Genomic DNA, 21,642 nt, shown 5'->3' on the forward strand with positions numbered 1-21,642 from the left:
CAGCCGATATGGGCTGCCACCCTCGGTCGGCGCGACGGGGTGTATGAACTCTTGCGCTGAACTTGGCTCCCCAATATCGTCCGCCTGCAGAATATCAGAAGCAACACATGACAAAACTGACCATCTACCGCCCTTGCCTGCTCATATGTCTGGCGATCGTCTTTTTCATTGGCCCGTCGTCCCGCTGATCATCATCACCTTGGGGGTAGTTGCCTCGGTCGGTCTTGTAGCGAAGAATTTGGTCCCACCCCGGGGGGGACCGGTCGAGCGTTTACGTGCTCGACGCGTGGCCGGGCGTCTGGAACGCGTTTTACATTTGGAAGGACCCGGACCAGGACTGCCAGTCTAGAGAAGCGAACAAGTGAGTGAATCGCGATCATCGGTTCATTCTGCATCGGCCGGTCCCTCCGTGGTGGCGAGGGCGCCCGCTTTCCGCACCACAGTGGTGATGATCTGATCGGCCACGTGATGGCTGGTGCCGGTGTGCTCATGCTCGATGTCGTAGCCGCCTTCGTTGATTTGTGCAGACGGGTCAACAATCTTGGCAATCGCAGTGCAATCGAGGCTGTTCAGGAGAGTCTGGACACCGTCCACATGATAAAGAGGTGGCAAGTTACCTAGTCGCCGCTCGAAGCGGGCCCACCGCTTGGCACGGGCAATACTTCAGTAAGCTAAGACTAGCGCCATCGTGGTGAACATGGACCAAGCAAAAAATCTAATCATGGACTTGTCCTTCATTCGCGGACTATCCGCACTTTGGCAGCGGCAGATTTCGTAGCAGGTTATGATTGGCAACATCTGGGGAGCCAGGAAGCTCCGGAAATCCGGGATTAACGATCTTGGGCATGAGCCTCGCAGCAGTGGTCACGCGGCTTCGATGCGAAGCAGACATCGGCAGGCAGCCTCGGCAGCAAAGCCTGATATCCGTGAGACTTCACTTTATCAGTCCTGCGGCCCGAAACGCGTCTTCGATGACCTGCTGAACTCCCTCAGGCATCTGTGGTTGACTAGGCTGCGACTTAGCGCCTGGCGCATCTGACGCTGCGGGTTTTTCTCTCCGCTCAAAGGACGGGGTCAATCCCCAGGCGCGCGCTATGTGCACGGTGGAGGATATCCCGACATCGAGCATGTGAGCAGCTGGTCGACCGTATCCGGAAGCCGCATCGACGGGCGTTCCGTGACCCATTCCGACGATGCGGTAATGCTCGATGGCATCACGGCCGGATGCGTCTTTCCAGGTTTCCAGCGCGTGGCCGCCATCGAGAAGCTGAGCCTCGCTCGATCCCACGTCCGCCCCGTGGACACCGAGCCACTGATCGATGATCGCACGGGAGTTTGCGTCTGAAACGGTGTTGTCGGTCGTTCCGTGCCATACGGATACCGTCGGCCAAGGTCCTTCATGGGCTGAGGCGTTCCTCAGCTTGGCATCGAGCATCGTTGAGGATGGAAGGCCATGCCCCCGCATCCGATCAAATGCTTCCGGCACCGTGGAGGCGACCCCGAAAGGAAGGCCTGCGATGATCGCACCACCGGTAAAGACCTCGGGATAAGAGGCGAGGAGCGCATTGGCCATGGCGCCACCCGCCGAGAGGCCGGTGACGAACACACGACGCGGATCGACGCCGTGAAGGTCGATCATGCTTGCCACCATCTCGCGGATCGACAGGATCTCTCCCTTGTCGCGCGTGACGTCATTGCTCTGGAACCAGTTGAAGCAGAGATTGGCATTGTTCTGGCGGGATTGTTCCGGAAAGAGGACCGCGAAACCATAGTCTTCGGCGAGCCGTGACCAGCCGGATCCATGATCGTAAGCGGCTGCCGACTGCGTACAACCATGCAGGACCACCACAAGAGCAGGTGGCGAAGCCGGGTTGTCCGGGCACTGATACCAGCCCGTTAGCTGGCCGGGGTTTTGCACCGGGCCGTCCAGTCTGGTCAACGTGCTCGGCTGGTAAGTGCCGCCTTGCGCATTCGCTCGGGCACGAGCGAGCCGCTCGATGGTATCGGAAATGCTTCGCATGGGTGACCTTCTGGGGTTCCGGAAAGCCAACCGACATCCCTGTTGATAAATGATGTTTCAGAACGAGTTCGAGGACCGGCGTGAGCCGATCCTCGATTGTTATTGGTTAGAGAGTGCGAACGCGATAGCGGTCCCGCTCCTGCTCAATTTCGGCTGGGCCGTAGGGATCAGCGGAATGATCGAACTTCGTCCAACCCTGTTCCGAATAGGCCTGGCGCCGCGCCATCGCATCGACGCGATTGGACTGCTTGAGGATCGCTTCCGCCTCGGCTTCCATACCGTCATCCACGCGAGCTGTGACAAGTGTGCCGCCACGGCGAACACCTTCCGCGTAGACATGGGCCTCATCTTCGGAGACACCGGAATCGGTGAGTGCACCGATCAATCCGCCTGCTGCACCACCGGCAACTGCACCGGCAATGGCGCCTGCAGCAGTGGCCGCAAGCCAACCGGCGGCGACGACAGGGCCAACGCCTGGAATGGCCATGATGCCGAGACCGGTGAGAAGACCACCGGCACCACCAACGACAGCGCCGATACCGGCACCGGCACCCGCACCTTCTGCGGCACCGTTGTCGTTGTCTTCATGCCTGTGGCGGTTGTCGGCATTGTTCGAAACGATGCTGATGTCTTCGGACGGGATGCCACGCGCTTCCAGTGCGCTGACTGCGGCGGATGCATCATTGTAGTTGTCAAAAAGTCCGGTAACGGTTTTCATGGGAATGACCTTTCTCTGCGTTTCCGCAAAATTATTTCGAGACGACGTTGCCCTGGTAATCCATGGCGACCGGCATGGACTTGCCGTCCTTCATCGCCGTGGCCTGCCAGATGCCCTGATCGTCGAGCATGAGGTCGGCAATGCCGGTGTAGCCTGCCTCTTCAATGCGCTGCCGTGCCTGTTCCTCGGTGAAGGAATTTGCGCCCTCCACAGGGGCAGTAGCATTCGGCGTATCCGGTGTCGCTACGGCAGGCGTGTCGCCATCCATGGCCGGAACCGTCGTGGTCTGGGCATAGGCAGACACTGCCGAGGCGCACACGAGCGCCGCCGCGAAAATCATCTTTTTCATGGGTTTTCCTCTTTGCAGACCTGGTTGCTAAGTCTCGTAGCAAGAACACGACGGCGTGATTAATGTTCCGACGTTGGCTCGCTTTGCATCTTCTTCGCTTGAAGCGACGAGTTTTCGTCTCCGCATTCCGGATGCGCATCAGGGAATTGCGTCGGAAACGGAACAGACTGGTCACTGGCAGTCTTTTGCCTGTAAGGTCGTCCACGGATTGTGGATCGATGCGCTGCACCGTCGAACGGGAGAGCCTGCATGAACGACGACGGTCCAACGCATACAGACTGGGACGTGCAAGCACTGCGAAGCGCGATTGACTCCGCCGGGGTCGCTCTTTGGACGTGGATTGTTCAAAACGACGAATTCGTCATGGATGCCAGAGGCTTCGAACTCTGGGACATCTCTCCGGACACCATACTGACTTTTGAACACTTGTCCGCGCAGGTTCATCCTGCGGATCGCGACCGCGTGAGGACGGCCTTCATGGCGACCCGCGTCATCGAAGGGCAGTTCGAGATCGACTTTAGAATCCTGACGAGCGCATCGGATGTGCGATGGATTTCGGCACGGGGTCAAGGAAGCAACGGAGATGCCGCCGCTGGAAAGATGTCGGGCATTTTTCTCGATGTTACGGGGCGCAAGCAGGCGGAGGAAGGCCACGAGTTGCTTGCCGGCGAAATGAGCCACCGGGTGAAGAACCTTCTCGCTCTAGCGTCTGGCCTGACGACAATCACGTCACGGACGACCGAGACGAAAGAGGAGATGGCAAAGCAGTTGACCCAGCGACTGACCGCGCTGGGTCGTGCCCATGACCTGGTACGGCCTCTACCCAATGGTCAGGGAAGTGCCGCCCTGCTTGGCGACCTGTTCTCGGTTCTGCTGGCGCCTTATGATGACATCGGCGCCTTCGCAGGTCGGATCCGTGTCGCCGTTCCTCGCATGGGGATCGGCGAAAAGGCGGCGACAAGCCTTGCCCTCGTGATCCACGAGTTGGCGACCAATTCTTTGAAATACGGCGCCCTGTCGTCCGAGCAAGGTTTGCTCGATATCTCCGGCTCTACCGTCGAAGAGGATGTCGAGATCCTCTGGAGCGAGCAGGGCGGGCCAGACATACCGAGCCGCTCACCTGAAGGATATGGAAGCAAGCTTCTCCACCGCACCGTCAGTGGTCACCTCGGGGGCTCTATTGCGCACGAATGGACCGCCGGAGGGGTCGTTGTGACCTTGAGGATGCGGGTGAGTGATCTGACACATTGATCGGACCTATGCCGACTGCAGATGGGAAAGGTCTTCAGGCTAGATGCGTTATCATCGAGCATGACAAACCGGGTTGCACCTCGACCTAAGGCGGCCTTCAACAGACACTCCAAGGCCCTCAGTCGCTCCCGGAGGCAGAACGCCGCATTCGCTTGATAATCAGCAAGCTTCAGGCGCTCCAGCTTCGTTTTCACCAATCAATCAAACAAATGATGCATGGCAGGCACATCCGGTGTGTTATCCTCCTCCAGTCGGAATTGACCTCATCGTTTCTGTCGACACTCCTGCCGAGTGATGACTTGCGCCGTGAGTCTTCGGCCCTTGAGGGCCCCTATATGCCACAGACACCAACAGTGCATTTTGAAGCGGCAAGCACACTTGCCGTGGTGACATCGTCTAACGAACCGCTGCTTTTTCTGTCCGATGATCTGAGGATCATCGCAGCGAGCGCATCCTTCTGCCGAGCATTCGAGATTGCCACGGCCTCCGTCACAGGCAAGCGCCTCGGCGAACTCGGGCACGGGGAATGGGCAATGCCGAGGCTCGACTCCTTGTTGACGGCGACCGTCACCGGCAGTGTGAGCATCGATGCCTACGAGATCGACCTGAAGCGTCCGGACCAGAAAACGCGACAGTTGATCATCAATGCGCGAAAGCTCGACGACGGCGACCTCGAGCATATCCGCCTGCTTGTCGCCATCACCGACGTGACCGACATGCGCGCTGAGGCTCGCCTGAAAGACGATCTGGTTCGCGACAAGGCCATCCTTCTGCAGGAAGTCCAGCACAGGGTCGCCAACAGCCTGCAGATCATTGCCAGCGTCCTCATGCAGAGTGCGCGCCGCGTTCAGTCGGAGGAGGTCCGTGGGCATCTCCATGACGCCCGTCACCGCATCATGTCGATTGCGGCCCTGCAGCGTCAGCTCTCCACCTCTGCCGGCGGCAGCGTTGAGCTACGTGCCTATTTCACGCAGCTTTGCCAAAGTCTCGGCGCATCGATGATCGCGGAGCCCGAGCGGGTGTCGATCCAGGTGACGGTCGATGACAGCACCGTCCCGGCGGATATCTCTATCAGTCTGGGTCTGATCGTTACCGAACTCGTGATCAACGCTCTGAAGCATGCCTTCAGCGACGATCGGAACGGAACGATCGAGATCAACTATCTGTCTTCGGGCAAAGACTGGACCCTTTCCATATCCGACGACGGAACTGGAATGCCTATCGGGAACGACGCGCCCAAGGCCGGGTTAGGCACCGGTATCGTCGAGGCGCTCGTCAAGAATCTCGAAGGCGAATTGACGGTAAGCGACGCTTCCCCAGGCACAGTTGTGACGATCAGGCATACGGAAAGGTCAGGACTTCAGACCGACTTTTCGCCGGCGGCATAGGGACAGATCGGTTCCTGAGCCGCCCAAGGCTGCAAAACTGCAGCCATTCTCATACAGCGAGTGAACAATGAAGAACGGCAGACCCGTCGTCCTGATCGTGGAAGACAATACGATAATCCGCATGAGCGCAGTCGATCTGGTCCTGTCGGCGGGCTATGAAGCGCTGGAGGCTGGCGACGCCGACGAGGCGATCCGCATTCTCGAAGGACGGGAAGACATCGATCTCGTATTCACCGATGTCCAGATGCCAGGGACGATGGACGGTATCAAACTGTCCCACTACATCCGCGATCGGTGGCCACCCTTGAAACTGATTGTCGCTTCCGGTGCAGCCATCGTCGAAGAGAGCATGCTGCCGGTCGGAAGCCGCTTCTTCTCCAAGCCTTACGACGACCTCACCATCACCGAGGCGATGACACGCCTGCTTGCAAGCGACGACCCGAAGGCCCGGTCGCTCTGAAGCAGAGACGATGGCTGGCCCCCATCAACTGGGGGCCGAACCGGTTACTTCGGTACGGAAGCCTTGCCCAGCTTCACGGACGGCTCTCGTCCCCAGACCCTGAGTTTGCCAAGGGAGGACACGAAGCCTTCAAGACCTTCCTCGCCGGGCAAGACGAGGATGCCTTCATCGAGAGCATCCGCAATGCCTGCCTTTTCGAGAAGCGGTATGGCCGATGGGTCGTAGCCGATGAACTTGCAATGCTGGAAGGCATCCGCGACGAAATCCCGTGCGGTTGCCTCCTTGACGAGGTCATCCATCGCCTCTGACGATGTCAGCAGCGCGACGGCATCGAAGAGGACCGATGGCCCGCCATCGATCATGTGGTGGACCTCGATCCAGGTCCCATCCGACGCCTTGACGCCGCCGACCTTCGGCGCAATCAGCTCGAAGACGGCCTTTTCCTTGGTGATCGCCGTGGTCAGACCTTTGAGCAGCTTTGCATCGACGCCATCGGTGATCAGGATGCCGAGCTTGCGGCCTTCGAAACGTTTCGGGCCGCGTTCCACGATGCTGAGCGATGGTGCCGGCTCCAGATCCTGACGCGTGGGCATCGCTGCATCCGCCGCTTTCGGCATCGACTTGAACCCGAGCTTCTGGGCCACGGTATTGGCCAGCGTCTCATCGATGTTGAGAAGATGGGAGACCATGCGCTCACGGATTACGGCGGTTTCCACCTTGCTCAGTTCGAAGGTCAGGGCCGCCGCGATATGGCGCTGCTCCGAGGGCGTCTGGCTGATGTAGAACTGCCGCGCCTGGCTATAGTGGTCGGCAAAGCTTTCGGGGCGCAGACGTGCCTTGGTGCCCTGCTCTTCAGCCGAGAAATGGCGATAGCCACGCGTCGGCGATTCCCTCGGCCCTTCGCCAAAAGAGTTCGGCTGGTAATTCGCTCTGCCTACGGGATTTCGCATCGCCATGTGGCCGTCCTGCTGGAAGGTGGCAAACGGACACTTGGGCGCATTGATCGGCAAATGGGTGAAATTCGGCCCACCCAAGCGCTTGAGCTGCGTGTCGAGATAGGAGAAGTTTCGGCCCTGCAGCAGTGGATCATTGCTGAAATCAATGCCCGGCGGAACGTTCTGCGTCATGAAGGCAACCTGTTCGGTCTCCGCAAAGAAGTTGTCGGGCATGCGATCGAGCACTAGCCGGCCAATGGCCACAGGCGGGAGGATTTCTTCGGGAATGATCTTGGTCGGGTCGAGCACGTCGAAGTCGAAGCTGTCGGCAAACTCCTGATCGAAGAGCTGAACCTGCAATTCCCATTCCGGGAAATTGCCGGACTGAATGGATTGCCAGAGATCGCGGCGATGGAAATCCGGATCTGCGCCGTTGATCTTCACGGCCTCGTTCCAGGCCACCGACTGGAGACCCAGCTTCGGCTTCCAGTGGAATTTGACGAAGGTGGACTCGTCCTTCTCGTTGACGAAGCGGAAGGTGTGAACGCCGAAACCTTCCATGAAGCGGAAGGAGCGCGGGATCGTCCGGTCCGACATGATCCACATGACCATGTTCATGCTTTCCGGCGTCAGGCTGATGAAATCCCAGAAAGTGTCATGGGCGGTCTGCGCCTGCGGGAATGCCCGATCCGGCTCCTGCTTGGCGGCATGGATCAGATCCGGGAACTTGATGGCATCCTGAATGAAGAAGACCGGGATGTTGTTGCCGACCAGATCCCAGTTGCCCTCCTGGGTATAGAGCTTGACCGCGAAGCCGCGGACATCGCGGGCAAGGTCGGCGGAGCCCTTGTTGCCGGCAACGGTCGAGAAACGAACGAAGGCTTCGGTCTTCTCTCCGGGACGCTGAAAGAGATCGGCCTTTGTATAGTCCGCAAGAGACTCGTAGGTTTCGAAATAGCCGTGCGCGCCATAGCCACGGGCATGCACCACCCGCTCGGGAATGCGCTCGTGGTCGAAGTGGAAGATCTTCTCGCGGAAATGGAAATCATCCATCACCAGAGGACCACGTGGCCCAACGCGCAGAGAATTCTGGTCGTCGGAAACCGGGCCGCCCTGAGCTGTCGTCAGCAGGGGCGCGTCATCCTCGGCGATCTGATGCAGTTCGCCGCCTTCGCCGCGCTGCATCGTCTGGTCGTGGATCTTGGCAGTCACAGTTTTGGACCCAACGGACCCACGGGTTGATGTCTTGGCCATGGAGAACTCCTGGAGCACGCGCTCTGATGGTGGTGAGGAAAGCCGCTTGGAAAGCAAAAGACCGCCTCAAACGGGCGGTCTTTCAGTCATTGGAGGCAGCTTAGCTGGCCTTCTTCATGCTCTTGACGTTTGCCGACGCCTCGCCGAGTGCCGTCAGTTTCTGATCGGTCGCAATCTCTTCCTGGAGATTGGCATCCAGCAACGGGATCGCTTCCTTCATACCGAGCTGCTTCGCCCAGGACTTGAGCGTGCCGTAGCGGGCGATCTCATAATGCTCGACAGCCTGCGCCGATGAGATGATACCCGCATCAAGGGCAGCAGTCCCCTTGTAGTCTTCCATGATCTCTTCGCCCTCGGCGAGGATGCCCTGTATGGCTTCGCAGGTCTTGCCGCGCGGCGACTTGCCGAGCAATTCGAACACCTGTTCCAGGCGCTCGATCTGGCCCTGGGTTTCGTCGCGGTGCTGCAGGAAGCCAGCCTTGCCCTCTTCGGACTGGGCTGCCCGCGCCATCTTCGGCAACGCCTTCAGGATCTGCTTTTCGGCAAAATAGATGTCCTTGAGCGTATCAAGGAACAGGTCGTACAACGTCTTTTCGCTGGGCATTGGGGAACCATCCAAATCTGTGAAGTATCGGGTGCCCAACCTTTCAATGTCTCAATGGTTCCCAAGTTGCGACAGCCGACGGATGCTTGTTCGCGATCGATGGCGAGTCAGCATTCGATCTCTAGAGCAGAACGAGATGACTGCTAGGAATTCACCCTCCACCAGCCTTCCGGAGGCGATCAGCTTGCTCGGACGAATGTCCACTTCTAGTTGCGTGTGACGACAAGCTGCACGACTTACATAAAGGCGCTAGGCGGCAATCATTTCCGAAAGCGGCCGTTAGCGTTAAACACGCCCGAGAACCCAGGCAGACATCGTTCGGGCACTCGGTCCCAACCACATTCATGTCATTTGCAGCGAAGGAGGGGCTCGTGCTGCGTCATGCCCAGCCTAGCCACGCTGCCATTGCTACCGCCTCCGCAGCCAGGGGCTCTGCGGTGCGGCAAGCTCGGCGCTGGTCCGACCGAGGTAGGTCCGACAAATCGTTGTACCATCTGCTCTTTCTGTCATAACTAGGTTGTCAGTATCGGAGCATTACTCTCCTTAAGTGCCGCCAAATTTCCTCAGATGCTGAAGCCTCTGGGCCTTACAATGAGACAGACCATTGACTGAGACCTTTGAGAACGCATCCGACGAAACTAGCTTCGAGGCGATCGTGGCGCATTGCGATGATGCGATTATCAGCATTTCGCTCAACGGCATCGTCACAAGTTGGAATTTGGGCGCCACCAAATTGTTCGGCTATTGCTCCGACGAAATGATCGGGCACCACGTCAGCCAGGTCATCCCTGCCGAGCGCCATGCAGAGGAAGATGAGATCCTTGCTCGGGTTGGCCGTTCTGGGAGCGTGAATCATCTAGAAACACAACGGCTGCGCAAGGATGGCGAGTTGCTGGACATCTCGCTCACCGTCTCGCCGATCAAAGATCAGGACGGCAAGGTGCTAGGCGCTTCGCAGATTGCGCGTGACATGACTGCTCGCAAACGCGCCGATGCTGCCAGACAGAGACTGATTGAATGCTCGCAGTTGATCGGGAGGCCGTTCCTGGATGGGCTTGTCGAGGGGTTGGCTGAGGCGCTGGGCGCACGGTGGGTTCTGCTATGCGACCTTCACCCGAACAATCCTTTACGGGCAAGGGTTCTGTCTGCCTGGGGTGATGGCCGTCGACAGAACTACTTTGAGTACGATTTGGATGGCACACCCTGCGCAAAGGTACTTGGCGATGAAATGTGCCACTACCCTGCCGATGTATCCAGGCTGTTCCCCAAAGATCCGCTTCTGGCAGAGATCGGCGCTGAGAGCTATCTCGGGGTACCACTGAAAGGGACGGACGGGCGCAGCATCGGACTGCTCGCACTTGTCAACGACGAACCACTTGATCCTACGCGGCAGCCGCAGGAGACGCTGTTATTCTATGCAGGACGCGCCTCTGCCGAATTGCACCGCTTGACGTCATCTTCGGCCAGCGAGCGGCTCGGGCGGATCGTCGAGGATGCTGCCAGCGAAATCTTTGTCTTTGACGCGCATTCTCTCAACTTCGTCCTGGTTAATCGGGGGGCCCGAAAAAATCTCGGCTACACCATGGACGAGTTGCGAGAGATCACCCCAATCGACATCAAGCCGGAGGTGTCGCCGGAACAATTCGACGCGTTGCTTGCCCCGCTTCGCTCAGGTGAAAAGCTGATCCAACAGTTTAACACTGTGCACCGGCGCAAGAATGGTAGCGATTACAACGTCTCGGTATCGCTACAGCTCCTGCAGGACGAGAATCGCCCCGTTTTCTTTGCGGCGATTGAGGATACGACGGAGCGTGACGCAGCACTTCGCGCACTGGAACAAGTCTCGCAGCGTCTGGATACTGTCCTCGATAACACCACCATGGCGGTGTTCCTGATGGATCATCGCCAGGAATGCGTCTACATGAACCCGGCAGCGGAACGACTGACGGGATACACGTTCGAAGAGACAAAGGGACGTCCGCTTCATGACGTCATTCATCACACCTATCCGGACGGACGGCCGTTCCCGCTGCATGAGTGTGCAATCGACCGGGCGTTCCCGGAAGAGCATCGGGTGCAGGGTGAGGAGACGTTTATCCATAAGGATGGCAGCTTCTATCCCGTGGGCTTCACTGCAAGCCCGATCCTCGACGCCAATGGAGTCGCGATTGGGACGGTCATTGAAGCCCGTAACATCACCGCCGAGATCGAAGCGCGCGCCGCACTTGAGAATTTCAATGCAGCCCTTCAGAAACGGGTCGATGAAACGATCGCTGAAAGAGAGGCCATTGAGGGTCAGCTACGGCAAGCCCAGAAGATGGAAGCCGTCGGTAAACTCACGGGTGGAATTGCGCACGACTTCAACAACCTGCTCCAGGTCATCGGCGGCAATCTGCAACTTCTGACCCAGGATGTCGCCGGAAATATCCGCGCCGAGCAGCGGGTGCAGAACGCAATTGCCGGGGTGTCTCGTGGTGCAAAGCTAGCAGCACAGTTGCTTGCGTTCGGGCGCAGGCAGCCCCTGGCACCAAAAGTCATCAACCTGGGCAGGCTGGTGCGAGGCATGGATGATCTTCTTCGACGAGCCCTCGGCGAGGGGGTCGAAGTTGAGACAATCATTGCGGGTGGTCTGTGGAATGCACTGGTCGATGAAACACAGGTCGAAAGTGCGATTCTCAACCTGGCAATAAACGCCCGTGACGCCATGAACGGACACGGCAAGCTCACAATTGAAGCGGGCAACGCCTATTTGGATGACAGGTATGCGCGCCAACACCCAGACATCGAGCCCGGACAGTATGTCCTTATAGCTGTCACCGACACGGGATCAGGCATGTCGCAAGACATCATTGACCAGGTCTTCGAACCTTTCTTCACCACCAAGCCGCCAGGACAGGGAACCGGTCTCGGACTGAGCATGGTCTACGGTCTGGTGAAGCAGTCCAACGGACACATCAAAGTCTATAGTGAATTGGGGGAAGGCACGACATTCCGCATTTATCTGCCGCGGATACGGCAACAGGAGGCCATCACCTCGGTTACCTGGACAGGTCCGGCTCGCGGTGGCAGCGAAACCATCCTCGTGATCGAGGATGACGACGATGTGCGTGCGACTGTCGTCGAACTGCTGGTCGATCTCGAATACAAAGTGTTGCGCGCAAGAGACGCGACAAGCGGCCTGGCAATCGTCGAGAGCGGGATGCCAATCGATCTCTTGTTTACAGATGTCGTTATGCCGGGTCCGTTGAAGAGCCACGAAATGGCCAAACGCGCTCAAGAGCTCATTCCCGGATTGGCGGTTCTGTTCACATCCGGATACACCGAAAACTCGATCGTCCACGGCGGCCGTCTGGACGAAAGCGTCGAGCTCTTAAGCAAACCCTATACCCGAGACGAATTGGCCCATCGTGTAAGAGCCTGCCTGGATCGTGACAGCAGGCGCGCGCCAAAGCTGGATATAGGCTCAGCCCAAAAACAAGATGAAGCGCGCACGCTCAGTGTTCTTCTGGTTGAAGACGAACCACTCATCCTTATGGCCGCGAGTGATATGGTTTCGGACTTTGGTCATACCGTCTTCGAGGCGGGAACGGCAGCCAAAGCCATGGCAATTCTGCAGGAGAATGCGATTGACGTGATGATAACGGACATCGGGCTGCCGGATGTGTCAGGAACATCTTTGGCTCAAGAGGTACAGACGCGATGGCCGGCCATTCGCATCATCATCGCGTCGGGCCTGTCCGCCTCTGATCTGAAAGATGGTGCGCAACTTGGTACGCAGGTGAAGTGGCTTGCTAAGCCCTATGACGTCGAGGATCTCAGGCAGGTCTTGGATTGAGGGTAGCGCGGCGGGCTGTTCTGCGCCGAGATCGGCGTCGCCTGGCGAGAGGACATCGCCGAGGTGAAGGAGGCGATACACGAGGCGTTCGACCTTTTGATGCAGACCGAATGGCGGGAGATGATCATCGACCGGCTCGAGATGCATGGCGTAACCGCTTTCGGCGACAGCCCCGTCAAGGTGCGCGCGCATCAAGACCGTTCCCGGCGGCCACTGGGCAACCGGCCGCGCTTACAACGAGCTGATCAAGCAGGTCTTCGACCGCCGAGGCGTAGAAATCCCGTTCCCGCACATCATGCTGTACAAGCGCGAGGACAAGGCAGGTAAGTCGCCACCATTGAGGGTAAAGAACGAAGTTCGGTCAAAGTCCTGCTCTGACGACAAGCCAGTTTTGGTCACACAAGCAGAGTGATCGAAATCCGCGGTGCGGGCGCCCGTGATCTAGCCGAGATCTGCCACGAGGTGGCCATGGCCGATATCGACCAACGTGACCCGCTCTGGCTGTACGCCGACGTTCCACACCGGGCTCGGGATCTCACCCGCCAGGCGGGGAGCGGCCAATCTCTTTCGGCGCGGGTCCGGAACAGGGACGGCTTCCAAGAGGCGCCTGGTGTATGGATGCTGCGGATTGCCGAAAAGCTGCGCGCGCGTCCCCATTTCCACGATCTGGCCAAGATACATGACCGCGACACGATCGGAGATATTCTCCACCACTGCCATGTCGTGACTGATAAAGAGATAAGTCACGCCGCTTTCCTTCTGCAGGTCGCGCAGAAGGTCAAGCACCTTTGCCTGGATCGACACGTCCAAGGCAGCGACGCTTTCATCACAGACGATCAGCTTCGGTTTCAGAGCCAAGGCGCGCGCGATGCAAATGCGCTGACGCTGACCACCGGAAAACTGGTGCGGATAGCGATTGTAGACGCTCGGCGACATCTCCACGCGCTCCAGGAGCTCGCGCACGCGTGCCTTCTGCTCGGCCGGCGTTCCAATCCCGTGGATAACAAGCGGTTCGCGGATAAGCTCGCCGACGGTCATGCGAGCATCAAGCGCTGCCATGGGGTCCTGGAAGACGATCTGTAAATCGCGCCGGATCGCCTTGCGGCCGGCAGCGCGAAGTTCCCCCATGGCCTGACCGTTGATCTCGATGCGGCCGTCGTGGGGCACCAGTCCGACCAGCGCCTTTGCCATTGTCGACTTCCCGCAGCCGGATTCGCCGACGAGCGACAGAGTTTCGCCACGGTATATCTCCAGCGAAACATGCTCGACCGCATGCACACGCGCCGCAACCCGTCCAAGAAGCCCCGCACGTATTGGGAAATTCACCGATACATCGTCATAACGCACGAGCACATCGCGGGTCTCAAGAGCGGGACGCTCAGCCCCGCCCCCGATGCGCGGCACCGCCGCAAGCAAATCGCGCGTGTATTGGTCTTTCGGCGCATCGAAGAGATCGACCGTGCCCGCGGCCTCGATCATCTGCCCCTTGCGCATGACAATCACGCGATCGGCCATTTCGGCAACAACGCCCATGTCATGGGTAATCAGGATGACGGCGGTCCCCAGCTCCTTCTGCAGGTCGCGCAGCAGATCGAGAACTTCACGCTGAACCGTGACATCGAGCGCCGTTGTCGGCTCGTCGGCAATGAGAACGGCGGGTCGCAGCGCAATTGCCATGGCGATCATGACGCGTTGCCGCATGCCGCCAGAGAGTTCATGCGGATATTGCTCAAGCCGCTTCTCCGGTTGCGAGAGACGCACCGCCTTGACCGCTTCGAGCGCGCGGGCGCGCGCCTGCGATACCGATAGCGGCTCGTGCGCGCGGATCGCTTCGATCAATTGGCGGCCAATGCTCATGACCGGATTGAGCGCGGTCATCGGCTCCTGGAAGATCATGGCGATGCGCGCGCCGCGCATCGCCTGCATCCGCTTTTCCGGCAGGGTCGTCAGTTCGGTGTCCTCGAAGCGGATTGAACCGCCTGTCACCCGCACCCCGGGTTCGGGCAAAAGGCCCATGCAGGCCAGCGAGGTTATCGACTTGCCCGAACCGCTTTCTCCCGCGATCGCAAGGGTCTCACCTCGATGCAGGTCAAAGCTCAGCCCATCGACCAGCGGGACAAGTCCCTGGTCCGAGCGGGCAGACACCTGCAGGTCGCGAACCGACAAGACGACGTCAGCCATTGGCTCGGCCACGGGAGAAAGCATGGATGCGGTCATTCGAAGACGGCCCTCGGGAAGTAGAAGCTCACCACGACATTCGGCATGTCGACGATTTCGGAAATCCGAAGATCACCGCAGGTCGAGACGAGCATATAGGCGTCGACAGGATCCATCTTCTGCGTCGTTGCGAGAAGATCGACCATGCCGGAGACGGCATCCCTCGCCGCAGCCCATAGGTCCGGACCGATGCCGGTCGTCACCTCATAGCCCTTGGAATCGAGATGACGCGTGACCGGCCCTGGCGTCGTGAAACGCGGCATCTTCAGTGGCTGATCCTTGATCAGGTCAAGTGTCAAAACGACATCGAAGGGACTTTCGATGGCCGTGCCGCAAACCTCACCATCGCCCTGAGCGGCGTGGGTATCGCCAACAGAAAACAGCGCACCCTCGACCTCGACCGGCAGATAAAGCGTCGTTCCAGCGGAAAGATCGCGGATATCAAGATTGCCGCCCACACGCCGCGGCGGCACAACCGTATGATGACCGTTCTCGGCAAGCGCATTGCCGATCGTTCCCGCAAAGGGCTTGAGAGGCACGCGCGCGGTCTTGCCAAACAGCGCGGGCTCCATGCTCGTCGCGTCAAACTTCCAGACATTGAGCGCAGGCACGGTGAACTGGTCGGCCAGCAGCCCGAAGCCCGGGATGTTCGCTGTCCAGCCGAAGCCGGCGCCGTCACGAAGCTGCGGCGTGAAGCTCTCGATGGTCACCTTCAGCACGTCACCGGGCTTCGCACCATCGACATAGATCGGACCCGACACCGGGTTGATCTTGGCGAAATCGAGCGCCTGCACATCCTCGACGGTGGACTGGGGGCCAAGTTGGCCCCCAGAACTGTCAAGGCACTGGAACAGGATCGTCTCGCCCGGTGCAGCATTGAGTGCCGGAGCAAAGGAATTGTCCCAGCCGAAATGGTGCTGATGGGCGTGGATCGTGTGATTGCAGTGCTTGCACATGGCTGCATCACTCCTTGATGAAGACGTAGTCGTAGTTGACCGGGATGGACACCGGATCGACATACAGGGCGTTATCACCCCCCATGCGGGCAGACTTCATCGTATAGCGCTGCTCGTTGAACACCGGCGCCCAGGGCGCGTCTTCCATCACCTTCATGTAGATGTCGGACCATTTGGCGAGGCGTTCGTCCACCTTTGCAGGATCGACGATGGAATCGGCGTCTGCGGCCATCTTGTCGAGGTCCGCGTTGCAGTATTTCGACCAGTTCCAGCCACCTTCGCCGGCACCGCCGCATCCAAGGATCGGCCCGTAGAAGTTTGCCGGATCCGGGAAGTCGGCGATCCAGGCCATACCGCCGGACCAGATCATCGGCGCATTGCCGGCACCGCCTGCCTCGATCACATTGGCTTGCGCCAGGGACTTGATCGAGGCGTTGATGCCGATTGCCTTCAGATCCTGCTGGATCGCCTGGGCGATACGCGGGTTCGGATCGGTGTTCATGACGAAGAGTTCGGTCTCAAACCCCTCTGCGTAACCGGCCTCGGCCAGGAGCTTCTTTGCGCCTTCCTGGTCGAACTTGTAGCCCTCGTAAGCTTGAGTGTAGCCCGGCATGGATGGCGGAAGCGGCTGGGTTGCCGGAACGGCACGTCCATTGATAACCTGAACAATGCGATCCTTGTTGATCGCCATGTTCACGGCACGGCGTACCTCGACCTTGTCGAACGGCGCCTTCGTGACATTCATGGTGATGTAGCCGGTATGCAACTGGCCGCCTTCGACCACGAGGCTTTTCTGCGCCTCATCCTGCATCACTTCGACGAACTTGGCCGGCGGAATGCCGTCACCTGGGATATCGACCTCACCGTTCTGTGCCCGCAGCAAGGCGACGACCGGCTCCTGACCGACTTCAACCGTGAAGCTGTCGAGATAGGGAACGCCCGAGATCCAATAATCGGCGTTCTTCTCGAAGACGAGGCGCTGGCCGAGCGTCCATTCGGTCAACTTGAATGCCCCTGTGCCGACCGGCTTCTTGCCGAAATCTGCTCCGGCTTCCTCGACCGCTTCCTTCGGAACGACAAACGAGAAGTTGAGCGCCATGACGTGCAGGAAAGTTGCGTCCGGACGCGACAGCTTGAAGACGACAGTGCTGGCATCGGGCGCAGACACGCCCGAGACGGTCTCGGCCTCGCCCTCAGCAGCGGCGTCATAGCCGTCGATCATCGCAAAGAAGCCCTGGCCGGGTGACTGCGTGGCCGGGTTGATCACGCGGTTGATCGAGTAGACGACGTCGTCAGCCACGAGTTCGCGGCCATTGTGAAACTTGACGCCGGGGCGCAGCTTGAATGTATAGGTCAAGCCGTCCTCGGAAATCTCATGGCTTTCGGCAAGACCCGGACGCAGGTTGGTGGTGCCGGGTTCGTAGTCCATGAGACCGTCGAAGACCGACTTGATCATCGACCAGTTCTGCCAGTCATAACCGATCGCCGGATCGAGCGTCGCGACATCGTCCTTATACGTAACGACCATATTGCCACCATGCTTCGGTTCCTGGGCCGTGGCCGGCGCAAAGGCCGGCAGGGCCATGAGGGTTGCGAGCGCAGTTGAAAGGATAAGCTTCTTCATAGGCCTTACTCCTGTGGGTTGACGGTTTCAGCGCAGCTTGATGCGCGGATCGATGAGCGGCGAAATCAGGTCGGCGATCAGGTTGCCGATGACGATGCCGCAGGCAGAGACGAGCGTGACGCCCATGATGATCGGGATGTCGACGCGCTGGATCGCTTGCCAGGCCAGCTGACCGATACCGGGCCAGCCAAAGACACTTTCGACAACGACAATGCCGGACATGAAGAGGCCGATGTCGATACCGATCATCGCGATGATCGGCAGGATGGCGTTGGGCAGGGCATGTCCAAGAATGACCCTGCTGCGGCCGAGGCCCTTGGCGCGGGCGGTACGGATGAAGTCGGCCCGCAATACGTCGACCATGGAGGATCGCATGATGCGCGAGTACCAGCCCGAGCCGAGAATACCGAGTGTCACGGCCGGCAAAACGAGATGGGCGAAGGTGCCGTATCCGCCGATCGGGAACCAGCCGAGCTTCACCGCAAAGACGAACAGCAACAACAGCGCCACGACGAATTGCGGCGCAGAGACCGTCAGGAAGCTCGTTAGCATCAGCCCGTTGTCGATCGCCTTGCCGCGATTGAGCGCAGCCACGATGCCGAGCGGCAGGCCGATCAGGAGCTCGCAACCGATCGCTGCAACGAGCAGGAGCAAGGTTGCCGGCAGGCGCGAGAACAGGAGCTCGGCGACTTCCGTTTTCTGAAGATAAGAGCGTCCGAAATCGCCCTGGACGAGGTTCAAGAGATAGTTGCCGTACTGCACGAGAAACGGCTGATCCAGCCCGAGCTGCTGGCGAATGCTCTCGACAGTTGCAGCTGTTGCGGAGCGACCGGCGATCTGACGGACCGGGTCTGCCGGCAGGACGTAAAGAAGGACGAAGGTGATGAAGGACACGCCGAGCAGGATAAGCGCCGACTGAACCAGGCGTCTGAGGATATAGGCAGCCATCAGTCACGCCCCTGTTGTGTCGGATCGAGAATGTCGCGTAGCGCGTCGCCGACGAGGTTGAACGCAAGCGCCAGCAACAGGATCGCCGCCCCGGGAATGAAGACCAGCCAAGGTGCAGACTGGAAGTAGGTCTGGTTCTCGAAGATGATGTTGCCCCAGGAGGGAATCGGCGGTTGAACACCGATGCCGAGGAACGACAAGGTCGCCTCCAAGAGGACGGTGGTGGAGATTCCAAGCGTCCCCCAGACGATCAAAGTCGGGATCAGATGTGGCAGGATGTGCTTGAACAGGATGCGCCCATGGCCGGCGCCAAGCGTCTTTTCCGCCGCGATATAGTCGCGTTCGGCGAGCGAGGAGGTCTGCGTGAAGATCACGCGTGCCGTCTGGACCCAGTTCACAAAGGCAATCACCATCGCAACGATCCAGAGGGACGGGGAGAAGATCGCAGCCAGACAGATCGCCAGGAGCAGTGCCGGAAAGGCCATCATCAGATCGGTGAAGCGCATCAGCACCGCACCGATGATGCCGCGGAAGTAACCCGCGGTCACGCCGACCAGCGTGCCGATCAGCAAGGCGGTTCCGTTGGCAACCAGCCCGATCACGAGCGAGGTCTGCGCGCCATACAGGATGCGTGAGAACAGGTCTCTGCCCAGAAGATCCGTGCCGAACCAGAACATCGTGTTCGGCGGCAAGGGCGCGCCTTCGATGGTGAGGCCGTCAAAGAATTGCTCGTAGGGATCGAAGGGTGCAAGCAACGGGGCGAAGATCGCGCCACCGACGCAGACAAAGGTGATCAGGAGCCCCAATAGCGCCAGCTTGCGTTCAGCCAGTTGCCGCCACACGGATGGCCCGCTTTCCGGTGCGGCCAAGGATTCAGGCGGGATCGATGCGTCTGCCATCGTCGGCACCCCTTTCATGCGAGTGATTAGCCACCAGCCGCTCGGCGGCAATCTCGATCGTCACGCGCCAAGCCATCGCGGTCTGACGCAGAAGGTCATAGGCCTCGGCTTCCGTCTTGCCCTTCATCACGAAGAGCATGACGGCGCGCACGATCGTCTGACGTGCCGAAAGGCGGCTCTGCAGATCGGCGATCAGGGCTTCGGAGGCCTTGGCCCGATCGAAATTGCTGCGCGCGACGAGAAGAGCGGCATAGACGCCCTTGTCGCTCATCGGCTTCAGGAGCTGGGCGTGCGCGCCCATTTCCATAGCCCAGCGCAAGCGGCCCGGCGCTTCCGATCCGATAAGCGCGATCATCGGCATGGGTGACTGTCCGGGCGTCCAGGGGAACTGCTCGTCGTGGCCCATGTCTGCATCGTAGAAGATGAAGTCTGCCTCGATCGTCTCGACCGGAAGCTCGGGCCAGACCTCGTGGACCTCAAGGCCAATGACCCCGAGTTGGCGGACAAGCCCATTTACGGAAGGGTGAGGTCGGTGCAGGATCCACGCGGTTGCTCCACCCAGATTTTCTGTCCTGATGCGGGTCATGACACCACCTTCAAGTGGGAGCCCGAATAGGCGGGCTGCGTCCTTTGCGTGAGGTATGGATCGGCACGCATCACAGGCAGTCGCCTGATCTCCTGAAACCGACCATTTTCCAGACGCGCGACAATCGCCGGCTGGCGCGCATGCAGGTGCACGGGATCAAGGCGCGTCGTGCGGCCCGCCTTGAGCGCCGTGTGCAGGAGTTCCGCCAGGGGAAGCTCTTCTGCCTCGGCGCGACCATGCAGAAGCAGGGCCAGTTCATGCACGGACTGGCGCGCCATCTCGTAAAACGATCCGCCCCTCCCGCCGTCTGGCTCGAACCACGGACCGGCCGAAACCAGCCCTTCGGCCGCCTCGCCTGCCGCCTCGATCTCGCATTCGGTGAAGTTGCACGACAGCACGGTCAAGCCATCGACGAATTCGGCCTCTTGCTTTAACTGGGCGAGCCGCGCCAGAAAGGCGTAAGCGCTGTCGCCGACGAGCGAATTCAGTATGAAGCTCGGCTTCAATGCCCTTATATCACTGATGATGTGGTCGAGTTCGGTGTCACCGATGGGAAGGTAGCGATCGCCCAGGACCTGTCCGCCCGCAGCTGCGATCTTTTCGCGCGCGATCTGCGCCATCTCCCAGCCCCAGATATAATTGGAGCCGACGAGATAGGCGCGCTTTCCCAGCGTGGGCAGCGCCCAGTCCAAAAGCGGCAGCAGATGCTGGTTCGGGCAGGCATGCATGTAGGCAACCCGCTCGGACGCCTCAAATCCCTCATAAGGCACTGGGTACCACAAGATTCCGTCGAAGCGCTCGAGTTCAGGAATGACCTCCTTGCGACTTGCGGATGTGATGCAGCCGAAGATATGGCGCACGCCGGAGCCACGCAGGATTTCGCGGCAGAGAGGCGCATAACGGTCAAGCCGTCCGTCAGGGTCGCGTTCGGTGACGCGAAAGGATACATCGAGCCCCGGATCGGCATTGACCTCCTCGACGCCACGAAACACGCCGTCGCGGCTAGCCCGCGACAAGGCGGCATACATGCCGCTGCGTGACAAAAGCACACCAATGTCTACGATTCGCTTCATCCGATTCCCAATGCAAAAAGCCCCGCCGATGCGCGTCATGGACGCGATCGAAACGGGGCTCAGGTGCCGCTATTCCTTCCAGTTTAGTCTCGCAAACCTGAGATTGAAAGCATAATTTCAAAATCAGCCACTGAAACTGCATGAATCCATCGCACAGATGCTGCGGCGCGCAACATTTGTGCACTTGCTGATTTTTGCCTCTGCAATTGCCGAAAATCCCCGCGTTTTCCACGTCCGTCCAGCGATGAACTGATGGATCATCGAAAGCAAAGCTCGTCAGGCAAATTTGACCCGTCTCGCTTGTTGCCGGCGAGATCATCGCCCGCTGGAAACGGATCACGCATCGTCCGGGATATTGGCTCGTCGGACGTTCGTTTGAATAGCCCCGAGATTTCTAGACACCTTCTTTCCTAGCTTTGAGGCAAGAAGATCACTGCTCTGATTGCTCTGCTCCCTAACACTGGAGGGATATTAGGGTTCAGGCCACCAGCGACGCGATGCGCGAGGACAGCGCCTCGATTTGGT

At 59.4% G+C, this 21,642-nt stretch carries 17 protein-coding genes; 4 read left to right on the forward strand and 13 right to left on the reverse strand.

Features of this window, described 5'->3' with window-relative positions:
- Nucleotides 1-384: 384 nt before the first annotated feature.
- The 4 genes from GH983_RS17640 to GH983_RS17655 all read right to left on the reverse strand — a co-directional run bounded on the left by GH983_RS17640 (nucleotide 385) and on the right by GH983_RS17655 (nucleotide 3,087).
- Complete coding sequence (locus tag GH983_RS17640) at nucleotides 385-612, reverse strand: hypothetical protein (protein WP_153763113.1); 228 nt, start codon at nucleotides 610-612, stop codon at nucleotides 385-387.
- A gap of 322 nt (nucleotides 613-934) precedes the next feature.
- A complete protein-coding gene (locus GH983_RS17645; protein WP_153763114.1) occupies nucleotides 935-2,020 on the reverse strand; it encodes a PHB depolymerase family esterase in 1,086 nt (361 codons plus the stop codon).
- Between the two features lie 106 nt (nucleotides 2,021-2,126).
- Nucleotides 2,127-2,738, reverse strand: coding sequence for a general stress protein (locus tag GH983_RS17650; protein ID WP_153763115.1), 612 nt, complete (start codon nucleotides 2,736-2,738; stop codon nucleotides 2,127-2,129).
- A 31-nt stretch (nucleotides 2,739-2,769) separates the two neighbouring features.
- A complete protein-coding gene (locus GH983_RS17655; RefSeq protein WP_153763116.1) occupies nucleotides 2,770-3,087 on the reverse strand; it encodes a PepSY domain-containing protein in 318 nt (105 codons plus the stop codon).
- A gap of 249 nt (nucleotides 3,088-3,336) precedes the next feature.
- Between GH983_RS17655 and GH983_RS17660 the strand changes: the two genes are divergently transcribed.
- The 3 genes from GH983_RS17660 to GH983_RS17670 all read left to right on the forward strand — a co-directional run bounded on the left by GH983_RS17660 (nucleotide 3,337) and on the right by GH983_RS17670 (nucleotide 6,186).
- A complete protein-coding gene (locus GH983_RS17660) occupies nucleotides 3,337-4,338 on the forward strand; it encodes a sensor histidine kinase (protein ID WP_153763117.1) in 1,002 nt (333 codons plus the stop codon).
- Nucleotides 4,339-4,673: 335 nt separating this feature from the next.
- On the forward strand, nucleotides 4,674-5,726 hold the full coding sequence (locus GH983_RS17665) for a sensor histidine kinase (protein WP_153763118.1): 1,053 nt from the start codon (nucleotides 4,674-4,676) through the stop codon (nucleotides 5,724-5,726).
- A gap of 67 nt (nucleotides 5,727-5,793) precedes the next feature.
- Nucleotides 5,794-6,186 (forward strand): response regulator, encoded by a 393-nt coding sequence (locus tag GH983_RS17670; protein WP_069042985.1) that lies wholly within the window; start codon nucleotides 5,794-5,796, stop codon nucleotides 6,184-6,186.
- 44 nt (nucleotides 6,187-6,230) lie between these two features.
- Here the strand turns inward: GH983_RS17670 and catE are convergent, their stop codons facing one another.
- Nucleotides 6,231-8,375: a catalase C gene (gene catE, locus GH983_RS17675; RefSeq protein ID WP_153763119.1), complete on the reverse strand. Its 2,145-nt coding sequence runs from the start codon at nucleotides 8,373-8,375 to the stop codon at nucleotides 6,231-6,233.
- 100 nt (nucleotides 8,376-8,475) lie between these two features.
- Complete coding sequence (locus GH983_RS17680) at nucleotides 8,476-8,979, reverse strand: ferritin-like domain-containing protein (RefSeq protein ID WP_153763120.1); 504 nt, start codon at nucleotides 8,977-8,979, stop codon at nucleotides 8,476-8,478.
- Between the two features lie 604 nt (nucleotides 8,980-9,583).
- On the opposite strand from GH983_RS17680, the gene GH983_RS17685 reads away from it, so the two are divergent.
- Nucleotides 9,584-12,814, forward strand: a complete 3,231-nt coding sequence (locus GH983_RS17685) for a PAS domain S-box protein (RefSeq protein WP_153763121.1) — start codon at nucleotides 9,584-9,586, stop codon at nucleotides 12,812-12,814.
- Nucleotides 12,815-13,255: 441 nt separating this feature from the next.
- Here GH983_RS17685 and GH983_RS17690 read toward each other — a convergent pair whose 3' ends face one another.
- From GH983_RS17690 to GH983_RS17720, 7 genes are read right to left on the reverse strand one after another with little or no spacing between them, the layout of a single operon-like run.
- Nucleotides 13,256-15,031: an ABC transporter ATP-binding protein gene (locus GH983_RS17690; RefSeq protein WP_153763122.1), complete on the reverse strand. Its 1,776-nt coding sequence runs from the start codon at nucleotides 15,029-15,031 to the stop codon at nucleotides 13,256-13,258.
- Nucleotides 15,028-15,987, reverse strand: coding sequence for an acetamidase/formamidase family protein (locus tag GH983_RS17695; RefSeq protein WP_054149566.1), 960 nt, complete (start codon nucleotides 15,985-15,987; stop codon nucleotides 15,028-15,030). The genes GH983_RS17690 and GH983_RS17695 overlap by 4 nt, the downstream gene beginning before the upstream one ends.
- A gap of 7 nt (nucleotides 15,988-15,994) precedes the next feature.
- Nucleotides 15,995-17,611: an ABC transporter substrate-binding protein gene (locus tag GH983_RS17700; RefSeq protein WP_153763123.1), complete on the reverse strand. Its 1,617-nt coding sequence runs from the start codon at nucleotides 17,609-17,611 to the stop codon at nucleotides 15,995-15,997.
- A 27-nt stretch (nucleotides 17,612-17,638) separates the two neighbouring features.
- Entirely contained in the window at nucleotides 17,639-18,559 is a 921-nt protein-coding gene (locus tag GH983_RS17705) for an ABC transporter permease (protein ID WP_054149568.1), read from the reverse strand.
- A complete protein-coding gene (locus GH983_RS17710) occupies nucleotides 18,559-19,458 on the reverse strand; it encodes an ABC transporter permease (protein ID WP_194842748.1) in 900 nt (299 codons plus the stop codon). Before GH983_RS17710 ends, GH983_RS17705 begins: the two co-directional genes overlap by 1 nt.
- The gene (locus GH983_RS17715; RefSeq protein WP_069042979.1) at nucleotides 19,433-20,044 is read right to left on the reverse strand and encodes an ANTAR domain-containing response regulator; all 612 of its coding nucleotides are present in this window, start codon (nucleotides 20,042-20,044) and stop codon (nucleotides 19,433-19,435) included. The genes GH983_RS17710 and GH983_RS17715 overlap by 26 nt, the downstream gene beginning before the upstream one ends.
- Complete coding sequence (locus tag GH983_RS17720; RefSeq protein ID WP_153763124.1) at nucleotides 20,041-21,117, reverse strand: transporter substrate-binding protein; 1,077 nt, start codon at nucleotides 21,115-21,117, stop codon at nucleotides 20,041-20,043. Before GH983_RS17720 ends, GH983_RS17715 begins: the two co-directional genes overlap by 4 nt.
- Nucleotides 21,118-21,642: the final 525 nt, after the last annotated feature.

Source organism: Agrobacterium sp. MA01, assembly GCF_009650195.1.
GTDB lineage: Bacteria > Pseudomonadota > Alphaproteobacteria > Rhizobiales > Rhizobiaceae > Allorhizobium.